This is a genomic window from Pseudomonas medicaginis, assembly GCF_965119365.1.
Classification (GTDB): domain Bacteria; phylum Pseudomonadota; class Gammaproteobacteria; order Pseudomonadales; family Pseudomonadaceae; genus Aquipseudomonas.
On the sequence record NZ_OZ221631.1, the window covers coordinates 6,997,551 to 7,023,218 of the forward strand.

The 25,668-nt window shown below is 61.2% G+C and carries 24 protein-coding genes and 2 pseudogenes; 8 read left to right on the plus strand and 18 right to left on the minus strand.

Annotation, left to right across the window (positions count from 1 at the left end):
* Positions 1-135: 135 nt before the first annotated feature.
* Together ACMTA2_RS30945 and ACMTA2_RS30950 are read right to left on the minus strand one after the other, a co-directional pair.
* Positions 136-627 carry a 2-thiouracil desulfurase family protein gene (locus tag ACMTA2_RS30945; protein ID WP_413793102.1) on the minus strand — a complete coding sequence of 164 codons (492 nt, stop codon included), beginning with the start codon at positions 625-627 and terminating at the stop codon, positions 136-138.
* 2 nt (positions 628-629) lie between these two features.
* Positions 630-1,262 (minus strand): 2OG-Fe(II) oxygenase, encoded by a 633-nt coding sequence (locus ACMTA2_RS30950; protein ID WP_413793103.1) that lies wholly within the window; start codon positions 1,260-1,262, stop codon positions 630-632.
* Positions 1,263-1,415: 153 nt separating this feature from the next.
* On the opposite strand from ACMTA2_RS30950, the gene ACMTA2_RS30955 reads away from it, so the two are divergent.
* On the plus strand, positions 1,416-2,159 hold the full coding sequence (locus ACMTA2_RS30955) for a hypothetical protein (RefSeq protein WP_413793104.1): 744 nt from the start codon (positions 1,416-1,418) through the stop codon (positions 2,157-2,159).
* 115 nt (positions 2,160-2,274) lie between these two features.
* Here ACMTA2_RS30955 and bipL read toward each other — a convergent pair whose 3' ends face one another.
* A complete protein-coding gene (gene bipL / locus ACMTA2_RS30960; RefSeq protein WP_413793105.1) occupies positions 2,275-3,222 on the minus strand; it encodes a phospholipase BipL in 948 nt (315 codons plus the stop codon).
* A gap of 108 nt (positions 3,223-3,330) precedes the next feature.
* Here bipL and ACMTA2_RS30965 point away from each other — a divergent pair, with 108 nt between their 5' ends.
* The 3 genes from ACMTA2_RS30965 (at position 3,331) to ACMTA2_RS30975 (ending at position 6,871) form a co-directional block, all read left to right on the plus strand.
* Positions 3,331-3,918, plus strand: coding sequence for a DUF6436 domain-containing protein (locus ACMTA2_RS30965; protein WP_413793106.1), 588 nt, complete (start codon positions 3,331-3,333; stop codon positions 3,916-3,918).
* 106 nt (positions 3,919-4,024) lie between these two features.
* Positions 4,025-6,430 (plus strand): penicillin acylase family protein, encoded by a 2,406-nt coding sequence (locus ACMTA2_RS30970; RefSeq protein ID WP_413793107.1) that lies wholly within the window; start codon positions 4,025-4,027, stop codon positions 6,428-6,430.
* A 99-nt stretch (positions 6,431-6,529) separates the two neighbouring features.
* Positions 6,530-6,871 (plus strand): carboxymuconolactone decarboxylase family protein, encoded by a 342-nt coding sequence (locus ACMTA2_RS30975; protein ID WP_014340738.1) that lies wholly within the window; start codon positions 6,530-6,532, stop codon positions 6,869-6,871.
* 194 nt (positions 6,872-7,065) lie between these two features.
* Here the strand turns inward: ACMTA2_RS30975 and ACMTA2_RS30980 are convergent, their stop codons facing one another.
* The 8 genes from ACMTA2_RS30980 to ACMTA2_RS31015 all read right to left on the minus strand — a co-directional run bounded on the left by ACMTA2_RS30980 (position 7,066) and on the right by ACMTA2_RS31015 (position 16,231).
* A complete protein-coding gene (locus ACMTA2_RS30980; protein ID WP_413793108.1) occupies positions 7,066-7,953 on the minus strand; it encodes an ABC transporter permease subunit in 888 nt (295 codons plus the stop codon).
* Positions 7,950-8,870, minus strand: coding sequence for an ABC transporter permease subunit (locus tag ACMTA2_RS30985; protein WP_413793109.1), 921 nt, complete (start codon positions 8,868-8,870; stop codon positions 7,950-7,952). The genes ACMTA2_RS30980 and ACMTA2_RS30985 overlap by 4 nt, the downstream gene beginning before the upstream one ends.
* The gene (locus ACMTA2_RS30990) at positions 8,867-10,009 is read right to left on the minus strand and encodes an ABC transporter ATP-binding protein (RefSeq protein WP_413793110.1); all 1,143 of its coding nucleotides are present in this window, start codon (positions 10,007-10,009) and stop codon (positions 8,867-8,869) included. Before ACMTA2_RS30990 ends, ACMTA2_RS30985 begins: the two co-directional genes overlap by 4 nt.
* A 59-nt stretch (positions 10,010-10,068) precedes the next feature.
* On the minus strand, positions 10,069-11,166 hold the full coding sequence (locus tag ACMTA2_RS30995; RefSeq protein WP_413793111.1) for a polyamine ABC transporter substrate-binding protein: 1,098 nt from the start codon (positions 11,164-11,166) through the stop codon (positions 10,069-10,071).
* A 183-nt stretch (positions 11,167-11,349) separates the two neighbouring features.
* Positions 11,350-12,447 carry a polyamine ABC transporter substrate-binding protein gene (locus tag ACMTA2_RS31000; protein ID WP_413795750.1) on the minus strand — a complete coding sequence of 366 codons (1,098 nt, stop codon included), beginning with the start codon at positions 12,445-12,447 and terminating at the stop codon, positions 11,350-11,352.
* Between the two features lie 184 nt (positions 12,448-12,631).
* On the minus strand, positions 12,632-13,996 hold the full coding sequence (locus tag ACMTA2_RS31005; protein ID WP_413793112.1) for an aspartate aminotransferase family protein: 1,365 nt from the start codon (positions 13,994-13,996) through the stop codon (positions 12,632-12,634).
* Between the two features lie 59 nt (positions 13,997-14,055).
* Positions 14,056-15,414 carry a glutamine synthetase family protein gene (locus tag ACMTA2_RS31010; RefSeq protein ID WP_413793113.1) on the minus strand — a complete coding sequence of 453 codons (1,359 nt, stop codon included), beginning with the start codon at positions 15,412-15,414 and terminating at the stop codon, positions 14,056-14,058.
* A gap of 40 nt (positions 15,415-15,454) precedes the next feature.
* Complete coding sequence (locus ACMTA2_RS31015) at positions 15,455-16,231, minus strand: gamma-glutamyl-gamma-aminobutyrate hydrolase family protein (RefSeq protein WP_413793114.1); 777 nt, start codon at positions 16,229-16,231, stop codon at positions 15,455-15,457.
* Between the two features lie 278 nt (positions 16,232-16,509).
* Between ACMTA2_RS31015 and ACMTA2_RS31020 the strand changes: the two genes are divergently transcribed.
* Positions 16,510-17,886, plus strand: coding sequence for a glutamine synthetase family protein (locus ACMTA2_RS31020; protein ID WP_014340747.1), 1,377 nt, complete (start codon positions 16,510-16,512; stop codon positions 17,884-17,886).
* Between the two features lie 286 nt (positions 17,887-18,172).
* Positions 18,173-18,805: a TetR/AcrR family transcriptional regulator gene (locus tag ACMTA2_RS31025; protein WP_413793115.1), complete on the plus strand. Its 633-nt coding sequence runs from the start codon at positions 18,173-18,175 to the stop codon at positions 18,803-18,805.
* 93 nt (positions 18,806-18,898) lie between these two features.
* Here ACMTA2_RS31025 and ACMTA2_RS31030 read toward each other — a convergent pair whose 3' ends face one another.
* The 7 genes from ACMTA2_RS31030 to ACMTA2_RS31060 all read right to left on the minus strand — a co-directional run bounded on the left by ACMTA2_RS31030 (position 18,899) and on the right by ACMTA2_RS31060 (position 24,504).
* Positions 18,899-19,114 carry a TOBE domain-containing protein gene (locus ACMTA2_RS31030; RefSeq protein ID WP_003177394.1) on the minus strand — a complete coding sequence of 72 codons (216 nt, stop codon included), beginning with the start codon at positions 19,112-19,114 and terminating at the stop codon, positions 18,899-18,901.
* 25 nt (positions 19,115-19,139) lie between these two features.
* Positions 19,140-19,946 (minus strand): aliphatic sulfonates ABC transporter ATP-binding protein, encoded by an 807-nt coding sequence (gene ssuB, locus ACMTA2_RS31035; RefSeq protein WP_413793116.1) that lies wholly within the window; start codon positions 19,944-19,946, stop codon positions 19,140-19,142.
* Positions 19,943-20,725 carry an aliphatic sulfonate ABC transporter permease SsuC gene (gene ssuC / locus ACMTA2_RS31040; RefSeq protein ID WP_413793117.1) on the minus strand — a complete coding sequence of 261 codons (783 nt, stop codon included), beginning with the start codon at positions 20,723-20,725 and terminating at the stop codon, positions 19,943-19,945. The genes ssuB and ssuC overlap by 4 nt, the downstream gene beginning before the upstream one ends.
* A gap of 7 nt (positions 20,726-20,732) precedes the next feature.
* Positions 20,733-21,881 (minus strand): FMNH2-dependent alkanesulfonate monooxygenase, encoded by a 1,149-nt coding sequence (gene ssuD / locus ACMTA2_RS31045; protein ID WP_413793118.1) that lies wholly within the window; start codon positions 21,879-21,881, stop codon positions 20,733-20,735.
* Positions 21,882-21,905: 24 nt separating this feature from the next.
* Entirely contained in the window at positions 21,906-22,871 is a 966-nt protein-coding gene (locus ACMTA2_RS31050; RefSeq protein ID WP_413793119.1) for a sulfonate ABC transporter substrate-binding protein, read from the minus strand.
* A gap of 91 nt (positions 22,872-22,962) precedes the next feature.
* A complete protein-coding gene (gene ssuE / locus ACMTA2_RS31055) occupies positions 22,963-23,556 on the minus strand; it encodes an NADPH-dependent FMN reductase (RefSeq protein WP_413793120.1) in 594 nt (197 codons plus the stop codon).
* A 309-nt stretch (positions 23,557-23,865) separates the two neighbouring features.
* Positions 23,866-24,504, minus strand: coding sequence for a peroxiredoxin (locus ACMTA2_RS31060; RefSeq protein ID WP_339479485.1), 639 nt, complete (start codon positions 24,502-24,504; stop codon positions 23,866-23,868).
* 336 nt (positions 24,505-24,840) lie between these two features.
* Here ACMTA2_RS31060 and mntA point away from each other — a divergent pair.
* Positions 24,841-25,235 (plus strand): annotated as a pseudogene (mntA, locus tag ACMTA2_RS31065) (type VII toxin-antitoxin system MntA family adenylyltransferase antitoxin).
* Positions 25,225-25,652: pseudogene (hepT, locus tag ACMTA2_RS31070) on the plus strand (type VII toxin-antitoxin system HepT family RNase toxin). The pseudogenes mntA and hepT overlap by 11 nt, the downstream one beginning before the upstream one ends.
* Positions 25,653-25,668: the final 16 nt, after the last annotated feature.

Consider the following 25,668-nt stretch of genomic DNA (forward strand, 5'->3'; position numbering starts at 1 on the left):
CCGCTGGGCTGCGCAGCAGCCCCAAAACCTGACACCTCGGTTTGTCAGGTCAATAGCGTTCAACCATTTTGGGGGCGCTTCGCACCCCAACGGGGATAAATCCCCTCACCACAAAAAAGCAGCGCTGCCCCTTAGTCAGTCGTCGATCAATGCCTTGAGCGCCAAAGCCGCTTCAGCCAACTCCAACTCACTGAACACCCGCACCCCATGACGCTTGAGCAACGCCGCCGTCACGCCTTCGCCGCTGACCTTCACACCGCTGAACGTTCCGTCATAGGTCAGCACATTGCCGCACGACGGGCTGTTGGCCTTGAGCACGGCGATGCGGATGCCGTGTTCACGTACCCGTTCCAGCGCTTGATACGCGCCTGATAAAAACTGCGAACTCACATCTTCGCCGTCGGTGGTGATGACCAGTGCCTGGCCGTCGAGCACTTGCCCGCCCTGCCCGCCAGGAATCTCCGCCGCCGCCCGGGGCGTGGGCAAGCCGCCGGCGACTTCCGGGCACAGCGGCACGACCCGGCCTTCGTCGAGCCATTGCTGGAGTTGATCGAACGGCCCGCTGGCACCACCGTCGTAGCGCACGCGATGCCCGAGCAGGCAGCGACTGACCAGGATCTTTTCCATCTTCAGAACAACTCGTTGCCGCGACGGCGAAACCAACCGGTCAAGGACAGGCGATCGCGCGTGGCGGGCAGGACTTCATGGGGGATGTCCCCCGACAGGAACACCACCAGGCAACCGCCGATGGGCACCACGTCCTGTTCCAGGCTTTCGTCCAGGTACATGCGCAACTGGCCGCCGTGTTCCGGCAACCAGTCGTCATTGAGGTAAAGCACCGCCGACACCATGCGCCGGTCGTCGTCGCGAAAGCGGTCGACATGCTTGAGGTAGAACGCGCCGGGTGGGTAGAGGGCGAAGTGACTTTCGAAGTCTTCCAGGCCCAGGAACAGCCCGCGATTCATCGCTTCGCGCAGGCTGTCCATCAGCGTCAGGTAATGGTCGCAGGCTTGCGCCTGGCCAGGCTCGATCCACTGGATGTGATCACCTCGAATCCCTTCGCGAATCTCCGAAAACGGCCCGCGCCCAACCGCTGCCGGGGCCAGTTCGCCCTCGGCGGCACGCTGGCGGCATTCGGCCGCCAGGGCGCGGGTCAGCGCGTCCGGCAGGAAGAGATTCTGCTGCGACCAGCCGTGCTCGGCCAGGTCGTCGACAATACGTAACAGCAGCGGGTGATCAGAAGGTATTTGCATGGCGCGCATAGTATTCCTGTGCCTGCAAAACCGACAGCGCCACGCAGCGGGTTCGCTGCGTCAGTTCTTTACGTCCGATAGCACCGCCGTACGAACTTGATACGAATTCTCGACAAGACCCCACACCCCACGGAGAATAGTCGGCTGCTGACAGGAGTCCCTATGCGCCGTTTGCTTTTCTCACTGTTGATGTTCTGTGTTTTGCCCGCCTGGGCAGACAGCTACGACCAGTTGTACAAGGTCGCCGGCTGGCCGGAACAGCGGGCGCATTTCAATGATGCCTTGAGCGCCGCCCAGCAGCGCTATCAGAGCAGCCTGCCGCCGGCGGTGTTCCAGGCGCTGGTCAACAACAGCAATCAACGTTTCGCACCCCAGGCCATGGACCAACGGGCCGAGGCGCACATGCGCAAGCATCTTCGCGACCCACAACCGGCCCTGGACTTCTTCCAATCGCCTTTGGGCCGCAAAGTCGTGGCGGCCGAGTTGCTGGCGACCCGCCGCGATCAATTGGCGAAAAACGCCAAGGGCCTGCCGAAGATGCAGGCCAGCGACAACCGCCTGTTGATCATCGGCCACCTGGCCCAGGCCCTGCCCGCTCGCGAAGCTGGTGCCGAGGTCAGCCTGGCGATCGCCGGCGTGGCGGCCGACAGCCTGAGTTCGATGATCCCCGGCCTGCTGGGGGCCGGCCAGGCCCAAGGCATGCTCAACGGCCAGCGCCAGCGACTGATGGAACAGATCGGCGCGGACCTGAACAACACGCTGCTGTACGTCTACCGTGACCTGACGGATACCGAGCTGGAAGAGTTCGCCACCTTCGCCGAATCGACCGAGGGCCAGGCTTACTATCAAGCAGCCCTGATGGCGATTCGGGCGGGGTTGGCGGTGGGGCAGGATCTCGGGCAATAGTTCAGCACCGCTATCGCGAGCGAGCTCGCTCCCACAAGGGGCTTGAGTGAACTCAGGTTTCGCGAGCATCAAAGGTCCTGTGGGAGCGAGCTTGCTCGCGATAGCGATAGCCCGGTCACCGCCGAACCCGACTCATCCGCTTGGTCAGAAACCCGAACATCTCCTGCCGCAACGGCAAGGCCTCATTGGCCAGATGATGCCGCCCCTCAGGCAACATCAACACCTGAGGCCGGTCGAACTTGCTGCGCAACACGTTCAGGTTGTGTTTCCAATCCACCGTCATGTCCGCCTGGCCCTGCACGATCAACGGCTGGCGCGGGCTGCTCGGGGCGGCTTCGATACGCTTGATCCACTGGCCCAATGCGCCGACCCATGCCGTGGGCAGGCGCAGCGGTTGCAGCGGGTCGGCTTGCAGGAAAGGCAGGAACTGCGGGTCGGTGGAGTTCTCGCTGAAACGTCGGGCGATGCCGCTCACGAAGGGCTTGAGCAGGTAATAACTCAAGCGCGACCAACCCCAGGCCCGTGGCCGCACCAAGGGAGACAACAGGATCACCTGGCCCTGGGCCGGACTCTGCGCGCCATGGTTGAGCACGTGATCGACCACAATGGCCCCGCCCGTGCTTTGCCCACATAAATGCCAGGGGTGCGGCAGGTCCAGCGTCGCGGCCTCGGCCAACAGGCCCTGCAAGGTAGCCTGGTACTCAGCGAAATCCTGGATGCTGGCGCGCTCGCCACTGGACAAGCCATGGCCCGGCAGATCGCAGGCGATCACCGCGAACTTCTGCTCCAGGGCCCACTCGATCAAGTGCCGGTACAGCCCCATGTGATCGTAGTAACCGTGGAAAACAAACAACGTCGCCACGGCTTTTTCCGGCCACCAGACCTGGCTCACCAGCTCATACCCGCCCACCTCGAAACGGCCCAATCCCTTTCTCACACTGCGCTGGGGAAAATCCAGCCCATAGAACCGCTGGTAGGCCTGGGCTTGCTCGGACAGGGCTTGCCACTGGGCCAACGGTTGCAGGCTGGCACGCAGGAGATCGGGATCGAAAGTGGCAGGCATCAAGGTTTCCAGGCATGGGCGCGTCGCGCGAAACGGACTTTACAGGCCTGCGATATTCATCTGTCGCGACAAGCATGGCAAGCTACGCGGCTTCAGAGGATCGACTCCATGCGCCCGTCCCACCGCACGACCTTGCTTGCCAGCCTGCTTGCCCTCGGATGCGCCGTCGTGTTGTGGGTGGCCTACGACTGGTTCCAGGGCCGTTTCCTGCGAACGTTCAGTCAACACACGGCGGTGTTTTCCGGCGACCCTCTGCGCCTGCCTGCCAATCTGGCCGGCCCCGGTGCGATCCGGCTGGTGCACTTCTGGGACCCGGCGTGCCCGTGCAACGTCGGCAACCAGCAGCACCTGGCCGAACTGGTCGATAAATACGTACCGCAAGGCGTTGAGTTTTATGCGGTACAAAAGCCCGGCAGCCAGGGCCCATTACCGGTCACCTTGAACAACCTCACGCCGCTCTCGGCGCTCCCCGGCTCAAACCAGATCCCCGCCAGCCCCGCCGTGGCGATCTGGGACCGCAGCGGCCAGTTGGCGTACTTCGGCCCCTACAGCGAAGGCCTGACCTGCAATTCGAGCAACAGCTTCATCGAGCCGATTCTCGAGGCGTTGAACGCTGGCCGAACGGTCAATGCAACCCACACGATGGCGGTGGGTTGCTATTGTCCGTGGACCCAGGACATATCAGGCAAGGAATAAGACGGAAAATCCTCCCGAGGAGCGATGCGAAATCGCGCAGCGGCGTGTTAAACAGGGAACCAACAGCGAGGCCATGGCACTGCTGTCACCAGAATAAGGACTCACCATGAAACGCACCCTCATCGCCTTCCTGTCATTGATTGTCACCGCAATCATCGTCGCGGGCGGCTACCTCTACAGCAAGCAGCCCACCCGCCAGGGCACGCTGCAGTTGCAAGGGCTGCAGGGCTCGGTGACGGTACGCTACGACGAACGCGGTGTGCCGCATATCCGCGCCGAAAACGAAGCCGACCTGTACCGTGCCCTCGGTTACGTCCATGCCCAGGACCGGCTGTTCCAGATGGAGATCATGCGCCGCCTGGCCCGTGGCGAACTGGCCGAGGTGCTGGGGCCGAAACTGCTCGACACCGACAAGCTGATGCGCAGCCTGCGCATCCGCGAGCGCGCCGCGACCTATGTGACCGAGCAGGACCCGCATTCCCCGGCCTGGGTCGCCATGCAGGCCTACCTGGACGGGATCAACGCCTATCAGGACAGCCACACCCGCCCCGTGGAATTCGACGTACTGGGCATCCCCAAGCGTCCCTTCACCGCCGAAGACACCGTAAGCATCACCGGCTACATGGCCTACAGCTTCGCCGCCGCCTTTCGCACCGAACCCCTGCTGACCTACGTGCGCGATCAACTGGGTGCCGATTACCTGAACATCTTTGACCTCGACTGGCAGCCCCAGGGGGTGCTGGCCGATGATCGCAAACGTGGCCTGCCACTGGCCGCCGCCGACTGGAAAGACCTCAATGCCCTGGCCCGCCTGAGCGAGCAGGCCCTGGCCGAGAACGGCATGCCGCAGTTCGAAGGAAGTAACGCCTGGGCGGTATCCGGCAGCCGTACCCGCAGCGGCAAGCCGTTGCTGGCGGGCGACCCGCACATCCGTTTTTCCGCGCCCTCGGTGTGGTACGAGGCGCACCTGTCGGCACCCGGCTTCGAACTCTACGGGCACTACCAGGCGCTGATGCCGTTTGCGACGCTGGGCATGAACAAGGACTTCGGCTGGAGCATCACCATGTTCCAGAACGACGACCTGGACCTGATCGCCGAGAAGGTCAACCCGGACAATCCCGAGCAGGTCTGGTACCGCGACAAGTGGGTGGACATGACCCGCAGCGAACAGCAGATCGCGGTCAAGGGCCAGGCACCGGTGACGCTGGTGTTGCGCCAGTCGCCCCATGGGCCGATCGTCAACGATGCCCTCGGCGCCAATGCTGGCAAGACCCCGGTCGCCATGTGGTGGGGCTTCCTGGAGAGTCGCAACCCGATCCTCGACGCCTTCTACCAGCTCAACCGCGCCGACACCCTCGCCAAGGCCCGCGGCGCTTCGGCCGAGATCCATGCTCCAGGGCTGAACGTGGTGTGGGCCAACGCCAAGGGCGATATCGGTTGGTGGGCTGCTGCGCAATTGCCCAAGCGGCCGGTCGGCGTGAAGCCTGGCTTCATCCTCGACGGCAGCAGCCCGGAGGCGGAAAAGGAAGGTTTCTATCCGTTCAGCAGCAACCCGCAGGAAGAGAACCCGGCGCGGGGCTACATCGTCTCGGCCAACTTCCAGCCGGTGCCGGCCAGCGGCATCGAGATCCCAGGCTATTACAACCTGGCCGACCGTGGCCAGCAGCTCAATCTCCAGCTCAGTGACAAACAGGCGAAGTGGGACCTCGAAGCCACCCAGAAACTGCAACTGGGCACCACCACCGCCTATGGCCCTCGCCTGCTCGCGCCGTTGCTGCCGGTGCTGCGTGAAGTGACCAGCGACCCGCAGGAGCGCAAATGGGTGGAGCAACTGGCCCAATGGCCCGGCGATTACCCGCTGGATTCCATCAGCGCCACGCTGTTCAACCAGTTCCTGTTCAACCTGGCTGACGCCGCCCTGCACGATGAACTGGGCGACGGGTTCTTCGAAACCGCGCTGTCGACCCGGGTGATCGATGCGGCCCTGCCACGCCTGGCGGCCTCCGGAGATTCACCGTGGTGGGATGACCGCACGACCCTCGGCACCGAGACCCGGGCCGACACCGTGAAAACTGCCTGGAACAAGAGCCTCGCCCACCTCAAAGCCACCCTCGGCGAAGACGCCACGCAATGGCAGTGGGGCAAGGCCCACACCTTGACCCACGGTCACCCGCTGGGCATGCAGAAACCACTGGACCGGATCTTCAACGTCGGCCCGTTCGCGGCACCCGGCACCCACGAAGTGCCCAACAACCTCTCCGCCAAGATCGGCCCGGCACCCTGGCCGGTGACCTACGGGCCTTCGACCCGGCGCATCATCGACTTTGCCGACCCGAGCCACAGCGTCACCATCAACCCTGTCGGCCAGAGCGGCGTGTTGTTCGACAAGCATTACGAGGACCAGGCCGAAGCGTACATCGAGGGGGTCTATCACCAGGCGCACCTGGCCGAGGAAGAAGTGGTGGCCAATACCCGCACGACCCTGAAGCTGCTGCCGGCCCGGGCGCCCTGAGCCGGGTGCAGACCTTTTATCACTAAGCCCGGCTTGATCGACATGGATGGTCAAGACTACAGGGGCTCATTTCCCGTCTCTTCCACAGGAGTCAACGCAATGTTCAATAACTGGTCCGAGCTGCTGCCCACCATCAAGAGCGCCTTTGGCGCCCTGGGCAAGAGCAACCCGAAAATGGTCAAGGCCTATATGGCCCTGGATGAAGCCGCCGCCGAGAACAACGTGCTCGATGCCAAGACCCGCGAGCTGATCTCCATTGCCGTGGCAATCACCACCCGCTGCGACGGCTGCATCGGCGTCCACACCGATGCCGCCATCAAGGCCGGCGCCACCCGCGAAGAAATCGCCGCCACTCTGGCAACTGCCGTGTCACTGAACGCCGGCGCGGCCTACATCTACTCCCTGCGGGCACTGGAGGCTCATGACGCGCTGAAGAAATGAGCGGCGATACTGAATCGCTATCGCGAGCAGGCTCGCCCCCACAATGGGGTCTGCGTTCGACTGCAGCGTTGTAGGCGACCCAAAAACTGTGGGAGCGAGCTTGCTCGCGAAGGCGGACTGACATTCAACATCTTCGTCGACTGTCACACCGCTATCGCGAGCAAGCTCGCTCCCACAGGTAGAGCTGCGTCGGGTTAGACCGGTGCGGTCCCGGCCCGGCGCACTTCCGGTTGTTTCCAGGAGTCGGCAGCGCTTTCTTCGATGGCTTGCTGGATCGCTCGCTTGCGATTTTCTTCGGCGCGGCGGCTGAAGTACCAGACCAGGAAGGTCACCAACGACACCGCCAGCAGGATCAGGCTCGCCACGGCGTTGATCTCCGGCTTCACGCCCAGGCGCACTGCCGAGAACACTTCCATCGGCAAGGTCGTCGAACCCGGGCCCGACACGAAGCTGGCCAGCACCAGGTCATCCAGGGACAACGCGAACGACATCATGCCCCCCGCCGCCAGTGACGGCGCGATCATCGGGATGGTGATCAGGATGAACACCTTCCATGGCCGCGCACCGAGGTCCATGGCCGCCTCTTCGATGGACAGGTCCAGCTCACGCAGGCGTGCCGAGACCACCACCGCCACATAGGCCGCGCAGAACGTGGTGTGGGCGATCCAGATCGTGACAATGCCACGCTCCTGGGGCCAGCCGATCATCTGCGCCATGGCCACGAACAGCAGCAACAGCGACAGGCCGGTGATCACCTCCGGCATCACCAGCGGCGCGGTGACCAGGCCACCGAACAGCGTGCGGCCCTTGAAGTGGGTGATGCGGGTCAGCACGAAGGCCGCCAGCGTCCCCAAGGCCACCGCGGCAATCGCCGTGTAGCAGGCGATTTCCAGCGAGCGCAGCACCGACCCCATCAATTGGCTGTTGTCCAGCAGGCCGACGTACCACTTGACCGACCAACCGCCCCACACCGTCACCAGTTTCGAGGCGTTGAACGAGTAGATCACCAGGATCAGCATCGGTGCGTAGATGAACAGCAGACCCAGCACCAGCATCAGGCTTGAAAAACTGAAGCGCTTCATTCCTTGCCCTCCATTTCTTTGGCCTGACTGCGGTTGAACAGGATGATGGGGACGATCAGGATCGCCAGCATCACCACTGCCAGGGCGGATGCCACCGGCCAGTCTCGGTTATTGAAGAATTCCTGCCACAGCACTTTGCCGATCATCAGGGTTTCCGGGCCGCCCAGCAGTTCCGGGATCACGAACTCGCCCACCACCGGGATGAACACCAGCATGCAGCCGGCGATGATGCCGTTCTTGGACAGCGGCACGGTGATTTTCCAGAAGCTGTTGAAGGTGCTCGAACCCAGGTCCGACGCGGCTTCCAACAGGCTGGGGTCATGTTTCACCAGGTTGGCGTACAACGGCAGGATCATGAACGGCAGATAGGAGTAGACGACCCCGATATACACCGCCAGGTTGGTGTTGAGGATTTGCAGCGGCTCGCTGATCCAACCCATGCTCATCAGAAAGCCGTTGAGCAAGCCGTTGTTGCTGAGGATGCCCATCCACGCGTAGACGCGGATCAGAATCGCGGTCCAGGTCGGCATCATGATCAGCAGCACCAACACCGTCTGCATCTCTTTGCGGGCGTTGGCGATGCCGTAGGCCATCGGGTAGCCGATCAGCAAGCACAAGACCGTGCTGATCAGGGCCATTTTCAGCGACCCGAGGTAAGCGGCGATGTATAAGTCGTCCTCGCTCAGCATCACGTAGTTGGCGAGGTTGAGCAGCAACTGCAACTTCTGGTCGACGTAGCTGTAGATCTCGGTGTACGGCGGAATGGCCACGTCGGCTTCGGCAAAGCTGATCTTCAGGACAATGAAGAACGGCAGCATGAAGAACAGGAACAGCCAGATGAAGGGCACCCCGATGACCAATTGGCGGCCACCGGGCGTTATTCGATCGAGTCGGCGTTTGAATTTGCGCATGTTCATGAGCGAAGCACCACGCCGCTGTCGTCTTCCCACCAGACGAACACCTGGTCGCCCCAGGTCGGGCGCTGGCCACGACGTTCGGCGTTGGCGACGAAGGACTGCACCAGCTTGCCGCTCGGCAGCTCGACGTAGAATACCGAGTGGCCGCCCAGGTAGGCGATGTCATGGACCTTGCCGCTGGACCAGTTGTGCTCGCAGGTCGGCTGCTGGGAAGTGACCAACAGTTTTTCCGGGCGAATGGCGTAGGTCACGGACTTGTCCTGCACCGAGGTACTGATGCCGTGGCCGACGTAGATGTTGCGGTCCAGGTCCTTGCAGGTCAGCACCGCGTGGCCTTCGGCGTCGTCCACCACTTCGGTCTCGAAGATATTGACGTTGCCGATGAACTCGCAGACCAGCCGGCTGGTCGGGGTTTCGTAGATGTCGATCGGGCTGCCGATCTGGGCGATCCAGCCCAGGTGCATGATCGCGATGCGCTCGGCCATGGTCATGGCCTCTTCCTGGTCGTGGGTCACCATGACGCAGGTCACGCCGACCCGCTCGATGATCTCGACAAGCTCAAGCTGCATTTGCGAGCGCAGCTTCTTGTCCAGGGCACCCATCGGCTCGTCGAGCAGCAACAGCTTTGGCCGCTTGGCCAGGGAGCGGGCCAGGGCCACGCGTTGGCGCTGGCCGCCGGAGAGCTGGTGCGGCTTGCGCTTGGCGTATTGGCTCATCTGCACCAGTTTGAGCATCTCCGTCACGCGGGCATCGATCTCCGCCTTCGGGATCTTGTCCTGTTGCAGGCCGAAGGCGATGTTCTGGGCCACGGTCATATGCGGGAACAGGGCGTAGGACTGGAACATCATGTTGATCGGCCGCTCATAGGGCGGCATGTCGGTGATGTCCACACCGTCGAGGAAAATCCGTCCCTCGGTGGGCCGTTCGAAACCGGCCAGCATGCGCAGCAAGGTGGACTTGCCCGATCCCGAACCGCCGAGCAAGGCGAATATCTCGCCTTTCTTGATTTCCAGGGACACATCGTCCACGGCAATCGTCTCGTCGAACTTCTTCGTGACCCGGTCGATTTTGACCAGCACCTGCTTGGGTGTCTGGTCGCCCTCGAGGGCTTTCTTATAGGCGCCGGAGGCAACTGCCATTTACGAAACTCCCACAGAATTTGCAGTTCGCCCCACGCGGACGAACAAGAGTGTTGACGTTATTTACCCGACTTGACCTTGGTCCAGCTGCGGGTCATGAGTCGTTGGATCTTGGGCGGCAACTCGGAGTTGACGTAGAGCTTGTCGACGACCGCTTGCGGTGGATAAACCGCTTCATCGGTGCGTACTTTCTGATCCATCAATTCGCCAGCCTTCGGGTTCGGGTTGGCATAACCGACAACGTCGCTGACCTGGGCGATGACCTCAGGCTTGAGCACATAGTTGATGAAGGCGTGCGCTTGCTTGACGTTGGTGGCATCACGCGGGATCGCCAGCATGTCGAACCAGAGGTTGCCGCCTTCCTTGGGAATCACGTAGGCGATGTCGACGCCCTTTCCGGCCTCGCTGGCACGGGCGCGGGCCTGGAAGATGTCGCCAGAGAAACCGGCGGCCACGCAGATCTCGCCATTGGCCAGGTCGGAGATGTATTTGGAGGAATTGAAGTAGGTCACGTAAGGCCGGATCTTGAGGAGTTGGGCCTCGGCCTTCTTGTAGTCTTCAGGGTTTTCGCTGTTGGGGTCCAGGCCCAGGTAATTGAGCATCGCCGGGATCATTTCATCGCCCGAGTCGAGGAACGAAACGCCACAGCTGGACAGCTTCTTGATGTTTTCCGGTTCGAACAACATGGCCCACGAATCGATCTTGTCGACACCCAGGACGGCCTTGATCTTCTCGACGTTATAGCCAATGCCGTTGGTGCCCCACAGGTAAGGCACGGCGTACTGGTTGCCCGGGTCGTTCTTTTCCAGGCGCTTGAGCAGCACGGGGTCAAGGTTGGCGTAGTTGGGCAACTGCGCCTTGTCGAGCTTCTGGAACGCCCCGGCCTTGATCTGCTTGCCGAGGAAGTGGTTGGACGGCACGACCACGTCGTAGCCGGTGCGCCCGGCCAACAACTTGCCTTCCAGGGTTTCGTTGGAATCGAACACGTCATACACCGGCTTGATGCCCGTGGCTTTTTCGAAATCCGCCAGGGTGGTCTCGCCGATGTAGTCCGACCAATTATAAATATGCACGGTGGAAGCGGCCTGGACGCTGACGGCGAGCGTCAGGCCGGCACCGACCAGCATGGCGTTGCGTAACAAAGAAAAGACTGGCACGTGGAGGTCCTCTTATGTAGTTGGGCTCAAGTTGCCCCCGTTACTTGGCCGCGATGTGCCCTGCAACAAAACCGGCGCGCAACTTACCCTCGATAAACCGATCCAGCAAAATTTTTAGTTATTGAGTGCTCCTGTTGTCGCCACCGCGATGACAGCGACAACAGGAGGATGCTTCAGGCCGGCTTATTTACCGGATTTGATCTTGGTCCAGCTGCGGGTCATGATCCGCTGGGTCGCGGGCGGCAGATCGCTGATGGCGTACAGCTTGGCCTTCACTTCGTCCGATGGGTAAATGCTCGGGTCACCGGAGATTTCCTTGTCCACCAACGCGGTGGCGGCCTTGTTGCCGTTAGGGAAACGTACGTTGTCGGTGATCTCCGCCATGATTTCCGGCTGCATGATGAAATTCATGAACTTATAGGCAGCTTCGACATTCTCGGCATCCTTGGGAATGGCGACCATGTCATAGAACGAACCGGCGCCTTCCTTGGGAATGGTGTAGGCCACTTTCACTTTGCCGCCCGCCTCGGCAGCCCGGCTCTTGGATTGCTCGATATCACCCGAATAACCCACGGCTACGCAGATGTTGCCGTTGGCCAGGTCGGAAATGTATTTGGAGGAATGGAAGTAACCGATCGAGGGACGCAACTTGAGAAACAGTGCTTCGGCCTCGGCCAGTTGCTTCTTGTCCTGACTGTCGGTCGGGTAGCCAAGGTAATGCAGGGCCACCGGAATCATTTCGGTTGGCGAATCGAGGAAGCTCACGCCGCAGCTCTTGAGCTTGGCGATGTTCTCGGGCTTGAGCAGGGTGTCCCAGGAATCGATCTTGTCGACGCCCAGTGCAGCCTTGACCTTCTCGGGGTTGTAACCGATGCCGATGGTGCCCCACATGTAGGGGAAGGCGTGTTTGTTGCCTTGGTCGCTGGCATCGCCGACCGCCTTGAGCAGGTCGGTGTCCAGGTTCTTCCAGTTCGGCAGCTTGGACTTGTCCAGTTCCTGGTAGACGCCGGCCTTGATCTGCTTGGCCAGGAAGTTGTTCGACGGCACCACGACGTCATAGCCGGACTTGCCGGCCAGCAACTTGGCCTCCAGGGTTTCGTTGCTGTCGAACACGTCGTAGACCACTTTGATCCCCGTCTCCTTCTCGAACTTGGCGACGGTGTCCGGCGCAATATAGTCGGACCAGTTATAGACGTGCAGCACTTTGTCGTCCGCCTGGACAGCACCCGCCATCACGCCCATCAGGGACATGGCGAGGAGGGTCTTGCCAGCTATCTTCATACCTAATGCCTTCATGAAAAAATGCTCCAGTTATTCTTCTTAGCCAAAGTTCAGTAACCAGTTCGCGGGCAACTTGAACAGCGCGGATAGTCTGGCAAGTTACAGGCCAGGCTTTCAACACAAGCCCAGCCTTTTATTCTCGCTAGGCGAGGCCCTTGCAGGCACCTCGCTCAGAGCCTAGCACTTAGCCTTGCAACGCATTGAGCGTCAGGTCCAGGCACTGCCGTGCCTTGGTCACCAACTCGTCGATCTCGGCCTTGCTGATCACCAGCGGCGGCGCAATGATCATGGTGTCGCCCACCGCGCGCATGATCAGCCCGTTGTCGAAGCAGAACTGCCGGCAGATCATGCCCACGCCCCGACCTTCATAGCGCTTGCGCGTGGCCTTGTCCTGGACCAGCTCGATCGCCCCCAGCAAACCGACACCGCGCACCTCACCCACCAGCGGGTGATCGTTCAGCTCCCGCAGACGTTGCTGCAAATAGGGTGCCGTTTCGCCGTGGACACGCTCGATGATCTTCTCGTCGCGCAGGATGCGGATGTTTTCCAGGGCCACCGCCGCGGCCACCGGGTGACCGGAGTAGGTGAATCCGTGGTTGAAGTCGCCGCCTTCGTTGAGCACCGCGACCACGTCGTCGCGCACGATCAACCCACCCATGGGGATATAGCCGGAGGTCAGGCCCTTGGCGATGGTCATCATGTGCGGTTTCAACCCGTAGTAGTCGGTACCGAACCACTCACCGGTGCGACCGAAACCGCAGATCACTTCGTCGGCCACGAACAGGATGTCGTACTTGGCGAGGATTTCCTTCACCCGCGGCCAGTAGCTGTCTGGCGGAACGATCACGCCGCCCGCGCCCTGGATCGGCTCGGCGATGAAGGCGCCGACGTTGTCCACGCCGATCTCGAGGATCTTGGCTTCCAGTTGGTCGGCCGCCCACACGCCGAACGCTTCGGGGCTCATGTCGCCGCCTTCGCCGAACCAGTAAGGCTGGGCGATGTGGACAATGCCCGGGATCGGCAGGTCGCCCTGCTCGTGCATATACGTCATGCCGCCCAGGCTCGCGCCGGCGACGGTCGAACCGTGGTAGCCATTCTTGCGGCTGATGATGACTTTCTTGTTCGGCTGGCCCTTGATCGCCCAATAGTGGCGGACCATCCGCAACATGGTGTCGTTGCCCTCGGAGCCGGAGCCGGTGAAGAACACATGGTTCATGCCTTCAGGGGCGATGTCGGCGATGGCTTTGGACAATTCCAGCACCGGCGGATGGGCCGTCTGGAAGAACAGGTTGTAGTAGGGCAACTCACGCATCTGGTGGCTGGCGGCGTCGGCCAGTTCCTCGCGGCCATAACCGACGGCCACGCACCAGAGGCCGGCCATGCCGTCGAGGATCTTGTTGCCTTCACTGTCCCAGAGATAGACGCCCTTGGCGTGGGTGATGATGCGCGGGCCTTTCTCTTTGAGTTGCTTGAAGTCGCTGAACGGTGCCAGGTGATGATCGTTGCTCAGGGCCTGCCATTCACGGGTTTGCGGGTTATTGCGGGTCATGCGAATTCTCCTGTTATCGGTGAGGGCGAAGCTGCCTGAAGCAGCCCCGCCCCGGCGCTTCAGACGGCAAAGAGCAGGAATTCCCGCTCCCACGAACTGATGACGCGCTTGAAGTTTTCATGCTCGGCCCGCTTGACCGCGACGTAGCCAGTGATGAATTTCTTGCCCAGGTATTTCTCGATGGTGGTGCTGTTTTCCATCCGTTCCAGGGCGTCTTCGATGGTCAGCGGCAAACGCAGGTTGCGGCGTTCGTAGCCTCGGCCCACCACCGGCGCGCTCGGGTCGATGCCTTCGACCATGCCGATGAAGCCGCACAGCAGGCTGGCGGCAATCGCCAGGTACGGGTTGGCGTCGGCCCCCGGCAAGCGGTTTTCCACTCGACGGTTCTGCGGTCCGGCATCCGGCACGCGCAGGCCCACGGTGCGGTTCTCTTCGCCCCACTCCACGTTCACCGGCGCCGAGGTGTCCGGCAGGAAGCGGCGGAACGAATTGACGTTGGGAGCGAACAGCGGCAACAGCTCGGGGATGAACTTCTGCAGGCCACCGATGTGGTGCAGGAACAGATCGCTCATGGTCCCATCTTCATTGGAGAAGACGTTCTTGCCGGTTTCCTTGTCGATGATGCTCTGGTGCAGGTGCATCGCACTGCCCGGTTCGCCAGTCATGGGCTTGGCCATGAACGTGGCGGCCACGTCGTGCTTGAGTGCCGCCTCGCGCATGGTGCGCTTGAACACCAGGATCTGGTCGGCCAGGGACAGGGCATCGCCGTGACGGAAATTGATTTCCATCTGCGCCGTGCCGTCCTCGTGGATCAGGGTATCGAGGTCCAACTCCTGCAGTTCGCACCAGTCGTAGACGTCCTCGAACAACGGGTCGAATTCGTTGGCCGCTTCGATCGAGAAAGACTGGCGACCGGTTTCCGGGCGGCCGGAGCGGCCCACGGGCGGTTGCAGCGGAAAGTCCGGGTCGTCGCTGCGCTTGGTCAGGTAGAACTCCATTTCCGGCGCGACGATGGGCTGCCAGCCCTTGTCGGCATAGAGCTTGAGCACTTTCTTGAGCACGTTGCGCGGCGACAGCTCGATGGGGTTGCCCTGCTTGTCGTAGGCGTCGTGGATGACCTGGGCCGTGGGCTCGATGGCCCAGGGCACAAGGAACACGGCGTTCTCGTCCGGGCGGCAGATCATGTCGATGTCAGCCGGGTCGAGCAGTTCGTAATAGATGTCGTCTTCGACATAGTCGCCCGTAACGGTCTGGAGCAGTACGCTCTCGGGCAGGCGCATGCCTTTCTCGGCGATGAACTTGTTGGTCGGCGAGATCTTGCCCCGGGTGATACCGGTCAGGTCGCCAATCATGCATTCGACTTCTGTGATCTTGTGGTCTTTCAACCAATCGGTGAGCTGGTCGAGGTTGTTACTCATAAATGCCTCTAGGCGTGAGTTTCCTGACTGCTATTAATCGTCAGGCGTTGTTTGACGCATCCGCGTCGCGTTGTGTTGCCCTTGCTCGGCAGGCATCGCCAAATGCCTGGAAAATCGCAAGGTAGTGCGGGTTAGAGCTTACCTCCCATTCGGGGTGCCATTGCACACCTAAAGCAAAAGCCTTGCCTTCTGATACGCAAATAGCCTCGATCAGGCCATCCGGCGCCACCGCTTCGGCCCGCAACCCAGGAGCCAGGCGCTCGATACCCTGGCTGTGGATCGAGTTGACCTGTATCAGTTGAGGCAACCCCAGGCTCGCCAGCACGCCACCGGGCTGGATATGCACGGCGTGGGCAGGACCGTACTGGACCTCCACCGCTTGAGTGTCGTCTTCACGATGATCGATGAACGTTCCGACTTCATGAACCTTCTGATGCAGGCTGCCGCCAAAGGCGACGTTCATTTCCTGGAAACCACGGCAGATGCCCAGCACCGGGACGCCCGCCTCGACAGCGGCGCGGATCAGCGGCAGGGTGGTGGCGTCCCGTGCAGGATCATGGGCAGTACCCGGCGCACTGGCTGGGCCATGGTAGTGAAAAGGTTCTACATTGGAAGGAGAGCCGGTAAAGAGAATGCCGTCCAGGGCGTCCAGAATATCGGACGGCTGGAACAGATCCGCCAGGGACGGGAGCAGCACTGGCAAGCCCTTGGCGGCTGTCGCGACAGCCCGGGAATATTTATCGCCACTGGTGTGATAAGCATGCAGACCGATCTGCCTGGAGCAGGTGGTGACGCCGATTAACGGCAGGCGAGACATGAAGCACCCCGGTATTATTGCTGTTATGGGTTTGAATCGAGCTTAGCCTTGTTCATTTTTTTACACAACACCCCCGTAAAAAATACAACACGGCCCGCTCAAGCCTGCGGGCGCCAAGGCTCTTAAAGGGAATAAAACGCCCTAAATTGCCTCAAAAAAGCCCTGCAGGTGCTTTTTTAGGGCAAAAAAGGCCCTGCTTGACTTCGGCATGCCGTTCGGGTTGACTGGCTTTCGAAGAGATCAATGATTGATATTTTTAACAACAAAGGTGTTGCATCATGTCGGTACCCCCGCGTGCCGTTCAGCTTAACGAAGCGAACGCGTTCCTTAAGGAACATCCTGAGGTTCTGTACGTTGACCTTCTGATTGCGGATATGAATGGTGTGGTGCGCGGCAAGCGCATAGAACGCACCAGCCTCCACAAGGTTTACGAGAAAGGCATCAACCTGCCGGCCTCTTTATTTGCTCTGGATATCAATGGCTCTACGGTGGAAAGCACCGGCCTGGGCCTGGACATCGGTGATGCCGACCGGATCTGTTATCCAATCCCTGACACCCTGTGCAACGAGCCTTGGCAGAAGCGCCCTACCGCGCAACTGTTGATGACCATGCACGAACTCGAAGGCGAGCCTTTCTTCGCCGACCCGCGTGAAGTCCTGCGCCAGGTCGTGACCAAGTTCGATGAACTGGGCCTGACCATCTGCGCCGCATTCGAGCTGGAGTTCTACCTGATCGACCAGGAGAACGTGAATGGACGCCCACAACCGCCGCGCTCGCCGATTTCCGGCAAACGCCCGCATTCGACACAGGTCTACCTGATCGATGACCTCGACGAATACGTCGATTGCCTCCAGGACATTCTGGAAGGGGCCAAGGAGCAAGGCATTCCCGCCGACGCCATCGTCAAGGAAAGTGCCCCGGCGCAGTTCGAAGTGAACCTGCACCATGTGGCCGATCCGATCAAGGCCTGCGACTACGCGGTCCTGCTCAAGCGCCTGATCAAGAACATCGCCTACGACCATGAAATGGACACCACCTTCATGGCCAAGCCGTATCCGGGCCAGGCGGGTAATGGTCTGCACGTCCACATCTCGATTCTTGATAAAGATGGCAAGAATATCTTTGCCAGCGAGGATCCCGAGCAGAACGCCGCACTGCGTCACGCGATCGGCGGTGTGCTCGAGACCCTGCCCGCGCAGATGGCTTTCCTCTGCCCGAACGTCAACTCCTACCGTCGCTTCGGCGCACAGTTCTACGTGCCGAACTCACCGACCTGGGGCCTGGACAACCGCACCGTGGCCTTGCGCGTGCCCACCGGCTCGGCCGATGCCGTGCGCCTGGAACACCGCGTCGCCGGCGCCGATGCCAACCCCTACCTGCTGATGGCTTCCGTGCTGGCAGGCGTGCACCATGGCCTGGTCAACAAGATCGAGCCCGGTGCGCCGGTGGAAGGCAACAGCTACGAGCAGAACGAGCAAAGCCTGCCGAACAACTTGCGCGATGCCCTGCGCGAGCTGGACGACAGCGAAGTCATGGCCAAGTACATCGATCCGAAATACATCGATATCTTCGTGGCCTGCAAGGAGAGCGAGTTGGAGGAGTTCGAACACTCCATCTCCGACCTTGAGTACAACTGGTACCTGCATACCGTGTAAGCGGTTGCGGTAAAGAAAAACGCCGCGGCCCTAAAGGGCTGCGGCGTTTTTTATGGGCGCTCACTGACCATTGTGGCGAGGGGATTTATCCCCGCTGGGCTGCGTAGCAGCCTCAACCCGACCAAATGGAGTCCTGCCTGACACAACGAGGTGGTTGGTTTCAGGGGCGCTACGCACCCCAGCGGGGATAAATCCCCTCGCCACAGGAAATCCTCACCACAAGACCTAGCTATGGACCATCCGCTCGCTCTGCGTACAATGCCCGGCAGCCCCGCAGGAGAGCTTCATGACACGCATCGCCACACCCCGCAAACCCCGCGCACGCAGCCAGGCCCGGATCGACACCATTCTCGATGCCGCCCGTACGCTGCTTGCCGCCGAAGGCGTGGCCAGCCTGTCGATCTACAGCGTCGCCGAACGCGCCGGGATCCCGCCCTCCTCCGTGTACCACTTCTTCGCCAGCGTCCCGGCCCTGCTCGAAGCCCTGACCGCCGACGTCCACGCCGCCTTCCGCGCCGGCCTGCAAGCACCGATCGATCATGGGGCGCTGAACCACTGGCACGACCTGTCCCGGCTGGTGGAACAGCGCATGCTCGCCATCTACAGCCAGGACGCCGCGGCGCGCCAGTTGATCCTGGCCCAGCACGGCCTGACGGAAGTCACCCAGGCTGACCGCCAGCATGACCTGGAGCTGAGTGACTTGATGCGTAAGGTCTTCGACCAGCATTTCGCCCTGCCGCCCCTGCCCGATGACGTCGATGTGTTCGCCCTGGCCATGGAGCTGGGTGACCGCGTCTACGCCCGCTCGGTACAACAACACGGCCAGATCACCCCGCGCATGGCCGAAGAAGGCATGCGGGTGTTCGATGCGTACCTGGGGTTGTATCTGCCGCCGTATCTACCCAAGCGCTCTGATTGAGGGTTCCCGCGTTCCGCGAGTGCGTGCAACCAGACCCAAAAACAAAAAGCCCCGAAGGGCTCAAGCCGTCCGGGGCTGCGAGTTGGACATCGCTCACAACTTGGCGATAGACACCTCGGTGGATTTGACGAAGGCGATCACTTCGCTGCCGATCGCCAGTTCCAGCTCCTTGACCGAGCGGGTGGTGATGACCGATGTGACGATGCCGGAGGCCGTCTGCACGTCGATTTCCGACAGTACATCGCCTTCGACGATTTCCTTGATGGTGCCTTTGAACTGGTTGCGCACGTTGATGGCTTTGATAGTCATGGTGTCGATTCCTGTCTGGATGAAGTTATTGCGCCCAACGCAATTGCGTGGGCAAAGGTGAAACGGGTTCGGGCTCCGGCGGTTGGCCGGGCAAGGACAGCACACGGTTGAGGACTTCGGTTTCCAGGCTCGCCAGGCGATGAGAGCCGCGAGCCCGTGGACGTGGCAGGTCAATGGGCAGGTCGAGGCCGATCTGGCCGTCCTCGATCAGGATCACCCGGTCGGCAATCGCCACCGCCTCGCTGACGTCGTGGGTCACCAGCAACACGGTGAAACCGTGCTGCTGCCAGAGCTTTTCGATCAGTTGCTGCATCTCGATACGGGTCAGGGCATCCAGCGCGCCCAAGGGTTCATCGAGCAGCAACAGGCGGGGCTGGTGAATCAGCGCGCGAGCCAGGGCCACCCGTTGTTTCTGGCCGCCGGACAATGCCGCTGGCCATTCATGGGCGCGGTCGGCCAACCCTACGGCTTCCAGCGCTTGCAACGCCTGCGGCCGCCAGTTGCCCTTGAGCCCGAGGCCCACGTTGTCGATGATTTTTTTCCAGGGCAGCAAACGCGCCTCCTGGAACATCAACCGCGTGTCCTGTTGCGCTGCACTCAACGCTGCCGAGCCCGCCAGCAGCTGGCCGTCGGTGGGTTGATCGAGCCCGGCCAGCAACCGCAACAAGGTACTTTTGCCACAGCCGCTGCGACCGACCACGGCCACGAACTGACCGGCCGGAATGTGCAGATCGATATCACGCAATACCTGGCGCGTGCCGAAGGTCTTTTGCAGCTTGCGCACTGCCAGCGGGATACCACGCAACAGGCGCGGAGGTGATTGGGCGGTCATGCGGCACCTCCCTTGTTCACCTGGTACGCCGGGTGCCAGCGCAGCCAGATCCGCTCAAGCCCACGGGCGGCCAGGTCGGCCAATTTACCCAGCACGGCGTACAGGAGAATCGCCAGCACCACCACATCGGTCTGCAGGAATTCCCGGGCATTCATCGCCAGGTAACCGATACCGGAGCCGGCCGAGATGGTCTCCGCCACGATCAGCGTCAACCACATGAAACCCAGTGCGAAGCGCACGCCCACCAGGATCGAAGGCAGGGCGCCCGGCAGGATCACCTGGCGAAACAGGCCGAAACCGGACAAGCCGTAGCTGCGGGACATTTCCACCAGCGCCGGGTCGACGTTGCGAATGCCGTGGTAGGTGTTGAGGTAGATGGGAAACAGCGTGCCCAGGGCCACCAGGAAAACCTTCGCCGACTCGTCGATGCCGAACCACAGGATCACCAAAGGAATCAGCGCCAGGTGCGGCACGTTCCGTACCATTTGCACGGAGCTGTCCAACAGGCGTTCGCCCCATTTCGACAGGCCGGTGATGAAGCCCAAGGCCAGGCCGATGCCGCCGCCAATCAGGAAACCGACCGCTGCCCGCCAACCGCTGATTGCCAAGTGCGTCCAGATCTCGCCGCTGCGCACCAGGCTGACCCCGGCTTCGATCACCGCCACCGGTGCCGGCAGGATCCGCGTGGACAACCAACCGGCCGACACCGACAGTTGCCAGACCGCCAGCAACAGCAGCGGCACCGCCCAGGGTGCGAGGTTATGGATGATTTTCTTCATGGCCGCCTCAGCTCTGGGACGCGGCTTTGGGCAAAATGTCGTTGGCGACCATTTCACCGAATGGGCTCACATAACCCTGGCTCTTCGGCAGCTCCGGGCGCTCCACGTCCAGGTGTGGGAACAACAGTTCCGCCACCCGATAGGACTCTTCCAGGTGTGGATAGCCGGAGAAGATAAAGGTGTCGATGCCAAGGTCAGCGTATTCTTTGACCCGCGCCGCCACGGTCGGGCCATCCCCCACCAGCGCTGTACCGGCACCGCCGCGTACCAGGCCGACACCGGCCCAGAGGTTGGGGCTGACTTCCAGCTTGTCACGACGGCCACCGTGCAGGGCGGCCATGCGTTGCTGGCCCACCGAATCGAAGCGCGCCAGGGAAGCCTGGGCGCGGGCGATGGTGTCGTCGTCCAGGTGCGAAATCAGCCGGTCGGCCGCTTGCCAGGCCTCAGCGTTGGTTTCCCGCACGATCACATGCAGGCGGATGCCGAAGCGTACGGTACGGCCGAGTTTTGCGGCCTTGGCTCGCACTTGTTCGATCTTTTGCGCAACGGCTGCGGGCGGCTCACCCCAGGTCAGCACCATTTCCACTTGCTCGGCCGCCAGGTCCTGGGCAGCTTCCGACGAGCCGCCGAAATACAGCGGCGGTCGCGGTTGCTGGATCGGCGGATAGAGCAGCTTGGCGCCTTTCACGCTGATGTGCTCCCCGTCGTAATCCACGGTCTCGCCTTCCAGCACCCGACGCCAGATGCGGGTGAACTCCACCGAGGCCTGATAGCGTTGTTCGTGGTCGAGGAACAGCCCATCGCCGGCCAGTTCGTCCGGGTCGCCGCCCGTCACCAGGTTGAACAGCGCCCGTCCGCCGGACAGGCGGTCGAGGGTGGCGGCCTGGCGCGCAGCCACCGTCGGGGAAATGATCCCGGGGCGCAGGGCCACGAGGAATTTCAGGCGCTGGGTCATGGGAATCAGCGATGCGGCCACCAGCCAGGAATCCTCGCAGGAACGCCCGGTAGGGATCAGCACGCCGCCGAAACCCAGGCGATCCGCCGCCTGGGCAACCTGCTGCAGGTAACCGTGATCGACGGCGCGGGCGCCTTCGGCAGTGCCAAGGTAATGACCGTCGCCGTGGGTAGGCAGGAACCAGAAAATATTGAGGCTCATGGAGTGGTCTCCTAAGGGATCGAATTACTGCGCGTTCGCAACGGCCGCTGGCGGCGTCCAGATCACGTCCTTGATGCTCAAGGGCTTGGGAATCAATTTGAGCTGGTAGAAGCTGTCGGCGATTTTCTGCTGCGCCGCCACCACCTGCGGCGTGAGGAACAGCGCCCCGTAGCCTTGGCGTTTCACCGACGTCAGGGTGATGTCCGCCGGCAGGCCGAGCAGCGGCGAGACCTGCTTGGTCACGTCTTCAGGATTGGCCCTGGACCACTCCCCCACTGCCCGAACCTCTTCCACCAGGGCGGTAATGACTTGGGGATTCTTTTGCGCATAGGGCTTGGTGGCGAGGTAGAACTGGTGGTTATCAACGATGCCTTTGCCGTCACGCAGGGTGCGTGCCTGCAGCTGTTGCTCGGCGGCGGCCTGGTACGGGTCCCAGATCACCCAGGCGTCCACGCTGCCCCGCTCGAACGCGGCGCGGGCGTCAGCCGGCGGCAGGAAAACGGTCTGGATATCAGAATACTTGAGGCCGGCATCTTCCAGCGCCCGCACCAGCAGGTAGTGGACGTTGGAGCCTCTGTTCAGCGCGACTTTCTTGCCCTTGAGGTCTTGCACCGACTGGACGGACGAGCCTTTGGGCACGAGGATCGCTTCGCTGGTGGGCGCCGGCGGCTCGTAGGCGACATAGAGCAGGTCAGCACCCGCGGCCTGGGCGAACACAGGCGGGGTTTCACCGGTCACGCCAAAGTCGATGGAGCCGACGTTCAAGCCTTCAAGCAATTGCGGGCCACCGGGGAACTCGGTCCATTGCACGTCCACGCCTTGGGCGGCGAGGCGTTTTTCCAACGAACCTTTGGCCTTGAGCAGCACCAGAGTGCCGTATTTCTGATAACCGATCCGCAAGGTTTCGGCTTGAACCTGGGTGATGACGCCGAAGGACACAGCCGCAGCAAACAGAGCGACCAGCCCGCGACGCAAAATGACAGTGCGCATGGCACCTCTCCTTTTTGCTGTGGGGTTTTGGCTGCACCTGCTGGGCCGTTGGCGGCGGAGTAAGGTGAGTTGAATCAGGGTTGTTCGGGGTTCAAATGCTCCAGCGAGCACTCAGCAAACGTTCGTTCAATACACGGGGGTCCAGCGGCTTGGGCCGACGAGCCATGGCGCTGAAAAACTGTTCCAGCGCCTCGTCCAGGCGCTGTTGCAGGGCCGGTGCCAATGTCGCTTGGGCGCTGCCTTCGCCATACGCGATCTGGCTGTCTTCGGCAAAGATCCCATGAAGCATCTCCTGGGCCTTGAGCGCCGACAACACCGGCTTGAGGGCGTAATCCACCGCCAGCATATGGGCGATGCTGCCGCCGGTTGCCATGGGCAACACCACTTTGTGGGCCAAGGCCCGTTCAGGTAGCAGGTCCAGCACGGTCTTCAGCGCGCCGGAAAAAGATGCCTTGTACACCGGCGTGGCGATCAACAAGCCATCAGCGTTTTCGATCTGCTGGAGCAGGTCGATCACCTTCGGACTGTGGAAACGGGCATGGAGCAGATCTTCGGCCGGGAAATCGCGCACCTGATAGCTCACCACTTCCACACCCTGCTGTTGCAACCAGCGTTGCGAGCGCTCCAGCAGCACCCCGGAGCGGGAGCGCTGGCTGGGACTGCCACCGAGCGAGACGACCAACATGCCTACCCTTCCTTAACTGTCACGTGCGATTCGCGGCGGGCGATCTCGCTTCATGGGGCAAACCATAACAGGGGACTCATATATCTTTAAATCATATTTATTCATTTAGTTATTCCATATAGAGATATATCTATAGTCTTATCCAAGACATAAAAAAAGCCGTCGAAACGGCCAAAACCCTCGGTGCACAGAAACTTCCTGTGGGAGCGAGCTTGCTCGCGATGGCGTCGGATCTGCCAGCGGCGATGTCGACTGATAGACCGCTATCGCGAGCAAGCTCGCTCCCACAGGTTCAGCTCAGGTTTTGCCTCAGCGATTGGGCTGCGGGGTGAGGCGCAGGTAGGGCTTCACGGCGCGGTAGCCCTTGGGAAAGCGCTGCTTGAGTTCCTCTTCATCCTTGAGCGACGGCACGATCACCACGTCATCCCCGTCCTGCCAGTTGGCCGGGGTGGCGACTTTATAGTTGTCGGTCAACTGCAGGGAATCGATCACCCGCAGGATCTCGTTGAAATTGCGCCCAGTGCTGGCCGGGTAGGTGATGGTCAGGCGAATCTTCTTGTTCGGGTCGATCACGAACAGGGAGCGCACGGTCAAGGTGTCGCTGGCGTTGGGGTGGATCAGGTCGTACAGGTCGGACACCTTGCGGTCGGCATCGGCCAGGATCGGAAAATTGACCACGGCGTTCTGGGTCTCGTTGATGTCCTCGATCCACTTGTGATGGGAATCCACCGGATCGACCGAGAGGGCAATGGCCTTGACCCCGCGTTGGGCGAATTCGTCCTTGAGCTTGGCGGTCAGGCCCAACTCGGTGGTACACACCGGCGTGAAGTCCGCCGGGTGGGAAAACAGCACGCCCCAGCTGTCGCCGAGCCATTCGTGGAAGCGAATCTTGCCGGCGCTGGAATCCTGTTCGAAGTCGGGGGCGATGTCGCCGAGTCTGAGGCTCATGGTGCGGCTCCTGCATGAGGTTGTTGTGAGCCCAAACTTTGCACCGGTTTCGATTACTTTAAAAAGAATAGATATCCATCTATCTAGATCATTAGTGAATATAAAAAACTGTTCACTGGCGTCATTCCGCATACCGGCACAAGATCGCCAGCGAGGTTCGAGAAGGCCTCGAGTTGCTGAAAAGAGGAGAAGGTTCGGGGAAGGCTACAGGGGTGGGCCAGACCCGAAACGCAAAAGCCCCGCCCAGCGTGTTGCCGGGCGGGGCTTTTTTTGTTTTGTATCCACACGATGGAAATTATTGACGCGATTTCAGGACGAGCGGCTAGGATAGGCAGCATGAACACTCAAGCCTTGCTGACTCATCTGCAACACCATCTTCCCGGTCTGCTGGCGGTTTATCTGTTCGGTAGCCATGCACAGGGCACCGCCGGCCTGACAGTGATGTCGATTTGGCTGTGCTTTTGGCCTGCGAAGTCGACCCTGTGTCGTTATGGCAGCTTTCAGGTGATTTGGCGGATATCGCGGGCAGTCCGGTGGACCTGATCGATCTACGTACGACGACAACCGTCATGCAATACCAGATCGTGACCCGAGGTCAGAGGCTCTGGGCCAAAGACGTACAGGCGGGGTTGTTCGAATGTTTTATTCTCAGCGAAAAAACCGCTCTCGATGAGGCTCGGGCGGGGTTGCTCAAGGATATTCAGGAAGAAGGCAGCGTGTATGGCCGATGACGTACTGATCAACAAGGCAGCGAGTATCGAGCGTTGCGTCGCCAGGGTGCGGGAGGAATACGAGAAAGATCCCGCGACCTTCGCCACGGATTTCACCCGTCAGGATTCGGCCATTCTGAACATTCAGCGCGCCTGTGAGGCGGCGCTGGACATGGGGCAGCATTGATTCGCCGTGAGCGACTGGGCGTCCCGCAAAGTGCCCGGGATGTGTTCGAGTTGCTTTTTCAAGGTGGCTGGGTGGAGGAAGGCCTGGTTAAAAACCTGAAGAACATGGTGGGCTTCAGAAACATCGCTGTGCATGACTACCAGGCCCTGCAATTGCCGATCATGGTCGCGATCATTACCGGACATCTGGGTGATTTTCTGGCGTTCAGCACATTCATTCTGCGTAAGGACGCGATGGAGTCCAAGGGATAAGGCGATATCCGGATCG